Origin of the sequence: Flavobacterium sp. 22659 (genome assembly GCF_052044235.1) — a bacterium.
Lineage (GTDB): Bacteria > Bacteroidota > Bacteroidia > Flavobacteriales > Flavobacteriaceae > Flavobacterium > Flavobacterium johnsoniae.
Window position 1 is genome coordinate 1 of record NZ_JBQEMU010000045.1, and the last position, 7299, is coordinate 7299.

The 7299-nt window shown below is 33.2% G+C and carries 7 protein-coding genes; 2 read left to right on the forward strand and 5 right to left on the reverse strand.

Going from position 1 to position 7299, the window contains the following annotated elements; genetic code table 11:
- Positions 1–206 precede the first annotated feature (206 nt).
- Together ACTJIW_RS24110 and hemB are read right to left on the reverse strand one after the other, a co-directional pair.
- Entirely contained in the window at positions 207–605 is a 399-nt protein-coding gene (locus ACTJIW_RS24110) for a c-type cytochrome (protein ID WP_012023045.1), read from the reverse strand.
- 1 nt (position 606) lies between these two features.
- Entirely contained in the window at positions 607–1602 is a 996-nt protein-coding gene (gene hemB / locus ACTJIW_RS24115) for a porphobilinogen synthase (protein WP_012023044.1), read from the reverse strand.
- A gap of 265 nt (positions 1603–1867) precedes the next feature.
- On the opposite strand from hemB, the gene ACTJIW_RS24120 reads away from it, so the two are divergent.
- Together ACTJIW_RS24120 and ACTJIW_RS24125 are read left to right on the forward strand one after the other, a co-directional pair.
- On the forward strand, positions 1868–2500 hold the full coding sequence (locus ACTJIW_RS24120; RefSeq protein ID WP_440716474.1) for a hypothetical protein: 633 nt from the start codon (positions 1868–1870) through the stop codon (positions 2498–2500).
- A 3-nt stretch (positions 2501–2503) separates the two neighbouring features.
- Positions 2504–4366 carry a hypothetical protein gene (locus tag ACTJIW_RS24125; RefSeq protein ID WP_440716475.1) on the forward strand — a complete coding sequence of 621 codons (1863 nt, stop codon included), beginning with the start codon at positions 2504–2506 and terminating at the stop codon, positions 4364–4366.
- 294 nt (positions 4367–4660) lie between these two features.
- On the opposite strand, the gene ACTJIW_RS24130 is transcribed toward ACTJIW_RS24125, so the two are convergent.
- The 3 genes from ACTJIW_RS24130 to tnpA form a co-directional block, all read right to left on the reverse strand.
- Positions 4661–5548: a fructose bisphosphate aldolase gene (locus ACTJIW_RS24130; RefSeq protein WP_440716572.1), complete on the reverse strand. Its 888-nt coding sequence runs from the start codon at positions 5546–5548 to the stop codon at positions 4661–4663.
- A gap of 88 nt (positions 5549–5636) precedes the next feature.
- Positions 5637–6575 (reverse strand): DUF4421 family protein, encoded by a 939-nt coding sequence (locus ACTJIW_RS24135; protein WP_440716476.1) that lies wholly within the window; start codon positions 6573–6575, stop codon positions 5637–5639.
- A gap of 93 nt (positions 6576–6668) precedes the next feature.
- A complete protein-coding gene (gene tnpA, locus ACTJIW_RS24140) occupies positions 6669–7127 on the reverse strand; it encodes an IS200/IS605 family transposase (RefSeq protein ID WP_440716477.1) in 459 nt (152 codons plus the stop codon).
- Positions 7128–7299 lie beyond the last annotated feature (172 nt).

A 7299-nucleotide genomic window follows, 5' to 3' on the forward strand; every position in this document is an offset into this window, starting at 1 on the left:
ATTTATAGAAATTCAATGTACAGTATGATAAAGCTTCGGAGAAGCGATATATTTATAGGAATTTAATTTTACAATGTCATAAAGCTCCGGAGGAGCGGCATATTTATAGAAAATTCAATTTGCGATATTGATAAAGCTCCGGAGGAGCGACATATTTTTCTACGTTTTAATATATCGCTTCTCCGAAGCTTTACAACATAATTTGATTATTTCAAATGACTATAAATGTAAGTTTCAATAGCTTTTAATTCTTCATCAGACATTGCTTTTGTTATTCCAAAATTAGTCTGCATAACTGAGAACTGACTTGGATCGACAATTGGATCTGCATTTCCTTTTAAGAAAGTTACAATATCAGCATTTTTGTCTTTGTAGATTTTGGCAATCTCTTTAATACTTGGTCCAATAACTTTTTGATCTGGTAAATGGCATGCTGTACAATTTCCTCTTCCTTCAAAAAGTTCTTTTCCTAAATCTTCCGGAGTTTTGGCTTTCGCCGATTCACCTTCAGAATAGGTTTCTGTTTTGGAATCGGTATTTTCTGAAACTTCTTTTTTGCAAGACGAAAAAGCTAAAACGGCAGATAAGAATACTATTTTTTTCATATTATTTATTCAATAAAATTGCAGCTTCTTTTGCGAAGTATGTCGAAATAAGATTAGCACCAGAACGTTTAATGCACATTAATTGTTCCATCATAATTTTATCGTGATCAAGCCAGCCTCTTTCAGATGCGGCTTTAATCATGGCATATTCTCCAGAAACCTGATAAACGGTTACAGGAACATGTACCGTGTTTTTTATTTCGCGAACAATATCCAAATAAGCAATTCCGGGTTTTACCATTACCATATCTGCACCTTCTTCTACGTCAGACAAAGCTTCTTTAATTGCTTCAATACGATTAGCATAATCCATTTGATATGTTTTTTTGTCTTTTGGGACCACAACATCAGCTTCTTTTGGAGCCGAATCTAAAGCATCTCTAAAAGGACCATAAAAAGCTGAAGCATATTTAGCAGAATAACTCATGATTCCAACATTTTGGAAACCGGCAGCATCTAAACCTTCGCGCAGGCGTAAAACACGTCCGTCCATCATATCACTTGGTGCAACAAAATCGGCGCCAGCTTCTGCGTGTGAAACAGCCATTTTTACTAAAGCATCAACTGTACTGTCGTTTTCTACATCACCATTTGTTATAATTCCGTCATGACCATAAATAGAGTATGGGTCTAATGCCACATCTGGCATAACGATCATTTCCGGACAAGCGGCTTTTATGGCACGAATAGCTTGCTGCATTAATCCGTTAGAATTCCAGGCTTCTTTTCCAGTATTGTCTTTTAGATTTTCGCTGACTTTTACATAAATATTTACGGCACGAATTCCTAAATCATAAAGTTCTTTTACTTCTTCAACTGTTAAATCTATTGATCTTCTGAAAATTCCCGGCATTGACGGAATTTCGACTTTTACATTTTCTCCTTCAGCAATAAACATTGGAAACATAAAATCCGATGGACTTAAACTGGTTTCGCGTACTAAAGAACGAATAGATTCGTTTACTCTTAATCTTCTGCCTCTTTGTAATGGGAACATATAATTTTAGATTTTAGATTTTAGATTTTAGATTTTTAGTTGATTTCTTTGAAACTCAGACTCAGAATCTATTTCTAAAACAGCAGTTATTTTTATTTTTTTTGAAGTTTATCTCAAGTTTTAATGAGTGGTGCAAAGTTAAAGAAAAAGGAATAGAATAAGGCGTTTAGCCCATAACAGAATCCGTTAATATTATCTAAAAATTTAGGCATTTAAAGAATTGCTAGAGGTAGGTTTTTCAAATATTTCCGTCTAAATTTGTATAATGAAGAAATTTCTCGCTTTCTGCTGCTGTCTGCTCTTAACAAGTTGTTTTGAGATTACAGAAAGAATCAAACATCACGACGATCAAAGTGGTGAATACACGCTAATGATTGACTTTTCGAAATCTTGGTTTAAGACCAAATCGGCTATTTGGCTTGAAGAAGTCGATGGCGTAAAAATCCCAAACGAACAGGAAATCTCCCAAAAACTGGATGATTTTAAAATCAAAGCTTCTAAGATTGAAGGCATTTCGAATGTATCGACAAAAGCAGATTTTGACAATTATGTATTTATCATCAAACTCAATTATGCTAATCTAAAAGCATTAAATACAGTGGTAAATTCGATCAACAATCAGCGCGAACAAATTCACTTCAGCAGTAATGCCAAAAACTTTGAAAGAATTGCATCTTATCCAATTCCCGAAAAAGTAGTGAACGATCCTAAAAAAAAGAAAGATCTCGAAGAAGCCAGCATAATTGCAATCTATACTTTCGATAAAGATATTCTTTCGGTAAACAATGCAAACAGCAAAATCTCAAAAAACAAAAAGACCGTTTTTTTAAAACAAAGCATGTACAGTGTATTAAAAAAATCGACTTTAATGAATAATACGATCCAATTAACGCCTTAATTTATGAAACAATTTTATTCTTTATTTCTAATATTCGCCATACATTTTTCTTTTGCTCAGATTAATCAGGAGAAATACGATTATTTTGTACAGTTTAACGGAAATCAGCTTTCCAAAAAAGTCGATATCAACCAAGTACTCAATCATCCAATTATTACAAAATACATCAGTAAGAAACCTGATTTTGATTTGAGAAAATATACCTCAATTATCAAATTAGATCAGAAAATTACAATTCACGGAAGTTTTTTAGACAGCGTTCCGTATTACCAATTTACGATTCCCATAAAAGGCAAAGAAGCTGTAAAGCAGTATTTAACTGAAAAATTAGGAGCAGGAACTGAGAACAATGCTATCCAGGATTTGGGTAAATATTCTGTTTTTACACCAAAAGGAGTTAAAAAAACACTGGCATGGAATGATGAATTTCTGGTAATATTTGAATTAACCAAAAGACTTCCAAAGAAATATTATGAAGAAACAACTTCAACAGCGGTAATGGATTCTGTTGCTGCAGTAGATTATTATGAAAACGATACTATTGTTGAAGCACCCGCATATGGTGATCCGGCAATTCCAGTTCCAAGTCCGCCAAAAATTGCAGAGCCTTCAGTATCTAAAAATGACCCTGTAGTTTTTACAGATGCTGTGCAGGAAGAGTATCAGTATGATGGAAATCCATACGAAGAATATACTGCTGAGCAAGCAGAATTTGATAGAAAACTGGCAGAAAACCAAAGTGAAATTATAAAGCATTTATTCGAAAATGGTTTTACGGCACCAAATTCAGCTAAGATTAATATTGGCGCAGATATTTCGACCTGGGTTGATTACGGCAGTATGATTTCTACTTTTTATTCTGCATATAGTCTTCCAATGGCATTGTTTGGAGGTTATGATAAATATTTGCCGATGCAGAAAAACTTTGGAGATTTTGTAAAAGGAATAAACTTTGATTTCTATTTTGATAATGACAATGCAAGAATCGAAGAAATTGTAGAGTACTCTAAAGAAATTGCAGATGCTGTCAGCAAAATTGGAGATAGAAAAATCAATAAAAACATCTTTAATTATTTCCCGTCTGAAAAACCATTGGGATATATGTCATATCACATTAATACCAAAGCAGCGCTTGAAAAGTTTCCGTCGTTGATGAGTGATATGTTTCAGAATCCAAAATTTGCAAAAGAGGATATCGCAATCATCACGGATTTAATATCTACAATTGTCGATGAAGAAGCCACGGCAAAGCTTTTCGATGGTGATTTAAGTGCTTTTTTATACAATGTGAAAGAAGTTGAGGTAATGACCAAAAAATATAGTTATGATGAAAATTACGAGGAAAAAATTACAGAGGAAAAGGTGAAAAAGACAATTCCGCTGTTTTCGGTAGTTTTTACATCAACTCATCCCACTTTTGGAGATAAATTGCTGCAGTTAGGCGTTCGCAAAAAAATACTGACTCAAAACGGAAATTATTACCAAATTTCAGGAACTAAAGAATATGGAGATATTTATATTCTAAAAGATAAAGATGTTGTCGCGGTAAGCAATACATTGGATCATTTTAGTAAAGGAAGCGGTGCTTTTGTTAAAGAAACAAAGAAAGACCTGAGCAAGAATGTTATTTTTGGGAAACTTAATATTTCACAGACGGTTACAACTTTTGGACAAAATGCAAAAGAAGACGATTTAAACAAACTGAATAGAATTGCATCGCAGTTTTCAGATTTTACAATGGAATCGCCTAAAAAACTAATTGACAATAAATTTAAGTTTGTGCTTAAACTGAATTCGCTGCAAACAAATAAAAACATCATTTTGCAGACATTAGACCTGGCTGATGAAATGATGACTTCAAAATAAAAAGGAACAGTTTACAAAAGAGAGCTTTTTTTGACAAGGTGAAATATTCATAAAAATATATTTTATTAGGAAAAGCCCCAGCGGGGTAAAATATTTATAGAATTCCAATAAGATAAATGAAAATAAGCTCCAGAGGAGCGATATATAAATGATTGTAAAAATATATATCGCTCCTCTGGAGCTTCATATTGTAAAAATCTATTCTTTTTCTATAAATGTTTTGCTTCTCTGAAGCTTACAAAAGGTATCCTTTTGCAGAGAGTATCTTTCTTTTTAATTTAGAAAAATGAATCTTTAAGTAATTGAAGCTTTGTAAATAGCTTTTATAGTTTCACTAAGTGTGGAATTAAAATCAGAATCAGATTGACCTGCGCTGAGTCCTTCAGACAAAGCTCTGGAGAAACTAGCAATTAATCCGTGGTTTTGAGCCAGTTTGTCGTTTGCTTCTTCTCGCGAATAACCGCCGGACAATGCCACAACACGAACTACATGCGGATCAGAGATTAAACTGCTGTAGAAATCATTAACACTTGGAATAGAAAGTTTCAGCATTACTTTTACATCTTTATCCAAGGCGTTAAGCTGTTTCTGAATTTCTTCTTTTAGAATTTCTTCTGATTTTTCTTTGTCAGCACTGTAAATATCAACTTCAGGTTCAATAATTGGAATCAATCCTTTTTCGAAAATCTGCAAACCAATCCTAAACTGCTGTTCTACAATATCGCGGATTCCATCTGGATTTGCTTCTTTAATAACCGAACGCATTTTTGTTCCAAAAACATTTCGCTCTACGGCTCTGGTAAGCAGTTCATCCAGATTTGGAATGGGTTTCATCAATTGTACACCGCCGGCAAGATCTGCCAGGCCTTTGTCTACTTTTAAAAACGGAACAATATTTTTCTTTTCCCATAAATAATCGGCAGTCCACAGACCATCAATTTTACGGTCCATTGTATTTTCAAACAAAATAGCACCTAGAATATATTTGCTGTCAAAAGCTGGAGTTTTAATAATTCTGGTTCTCATTTCGTGTACGAGAGTGTACATTTCTTCGTCGTTAGAATAGCTGTTTTCTTGAACGCCATATTGCGATAATGCTTTTGGTGTGCTCCCGCCGCTTTGATCTAATGCTGCGATAAATCCTTTGCCAGAATGCATACGATTTAATTGTTCCTGGTTCACATTTGCCATAATAATGAATTTTAGTTTTTATAAATCCATGTAATTTAAGCAATTTTCACAACTTATTGATTATGAGACGGCAGGTTTTTTAAAGTCCGATTTTCTCATTTACCTTATCATAAACTTCCTTTACTTTTTTTGGAGGATCAAATCTGTAACCTGCGGAAAGTTTTAAAGTCGCAATATTATCATTCAATCGTGGATCGACTTTTTCATCTTGGGCAAAACTTATAGTATTTAAAGTGGCAAAGGCAAAAAAACGGTCATTATTGTAAGCTAATTTTAAATTGAAATCAGCTTGATATAAAGCTGAGGTATCTTTATCAATAACATTTAGTCCGGCTCCCAAAGCAAGCCCGGCGCCAATTAAAACCCGATCACTAATAACAAAATTGTAGAAATAGGAAGGTGCCAGCGTAAAAACATACATGTCTCCAGGCGATGAATCGGGTGTATTTAAATCTAAATTGGTGTAATAAAAAGAGAAAGTTGGAATAAAACTTCCGGAACTTTTGGTCTGCCATTCGTTTTGGCTAACGAGTGTCTTGAAAGAAAATTTATCATTGAAAACGTAAGCCGTCGATCCGCCAATTTTCATAGTCCGCATATCAGGCAGTTGTGCCGTAATATTGTCATCACTAATATAAAATCCTTTTTGATTGATATAAGTAAAAGACTGCATCCATTTTTTTAAATAAAAACGGGTATTGAAATTAAAATGCTTGGAATGCGAATCGCCTTTGTTCTGACTCAGAAATTTGGGTGCAAAGCCAAAACCAACATCAATAATTTTATAGTTTAAGTTAAAGCCAATCTGTTCTCTTCGGTTTGGAATAAGATTTACAAATATTTTTGAATCCTGACTTCCAGAAGCAATTTGAAAGCTGTTTGAAGTGTCTAAATAATAAACACTGCCCGTAATTTTATCACTATAAGATTTGAAATACGGATTCTGCACAGAATCGTTTTGGGCGAAACATCCAAAAATGCTGATAAAGAACCCTATGTAAATCAGTTTCAAAGCCATATTTTATTTGAAAAATGCTTCGGAGAAGCAAAATATTTTCTAACAATTAAAATAACCAAATGAAATCTAAAGCTCCAGCGGAGCGGCATAAAATCAAAATTCTTCAAAAATATATTCATCTTTAAAATCAATATTGAATAATTTTAGAAATGCGATATATTCTTCCTTGAATGTTTTGGTTTTATGATGCACTTCTTGATTTTCAATATATTTTATGACATTAGTCAATTGCGAATGTCCATATGAAAAAGCACCAAAACCATTCTGCCATTCAAATTTTCCATTAATCCATTTTTGTTCATTGATGAATTTAGATGAACTTGATTTAATATCTCTTACTAAATCAGATAATGAAATATTTGGTTTTATTCCAACTAAGATATGAATATGATCTGGCATTCCGTTAATTGCAATCAATTTTTGTTTCTGATTGGTAATAATTCCTGTAATATATTTGTAAATTTCATCTTTCCATTTTTTAGAGATTAAATTCTGCCTTCCTTTTACAGCGAAAACAATTTGAATGTACAGTTGAGAGTAAGTGTCTGCCATGTTTTAATTAAAATTACAAAAGGTAAAGCTAATTAATAATTTTAATTTTGTAAGATAAGTATTGTTTTTTATGGTAAAGAATATGTCGCCCCTCTGGGGCTATAAATATTTCGCTCCGCTGGAGCTCTATGCAGAGATTGCTAAATGAGGCTATAAATATTTGGCTTCTCCG

Coding starts and splice junctions, on each gene's coding strand:
- tnpA (WP_440716477.1), bottom strand. CDS start 7,127: ATGGCAGACACTTACTCTCAACTGTACATTCAAATTGTTTTCGCTGTA.
- ACTJIW_RS24135 (WP_440716476.1), bottom strand. CDS start 6,575: ATGGCTTTGAAACTGATTTACATAGGGTTCTTTATCAGCATTTTTGGA.
- ACTJIW_RS24120 (WP_440716474.1), top strand. CDS start 1,868: ATGAAGAAATTTCTCGCTTTCTGCTGCTGTCTGCTCTTAACAAGTTGT.
- ACTJIW_RS24110 (WP_012023045.1), bottom strand. CDS start 605: ATGAAAAAAATAGTATTCTTATCTGCCGTTTTAGCTTTTTCGTCTTGC.
- ACTJIW_RS24125 (WP_440716475.1), top strand. CDS start 2,504: ATGAAACAATTTTATTCTTTATTTCTAATATTCGCCATACATTTTTCT.
- hemB (WP_012023044.1), bottom strand. CDS start 1,602: ATGTTCCCATTACAAAGAGGCAGAAGATTAAGAGTAAACGAATCTATT.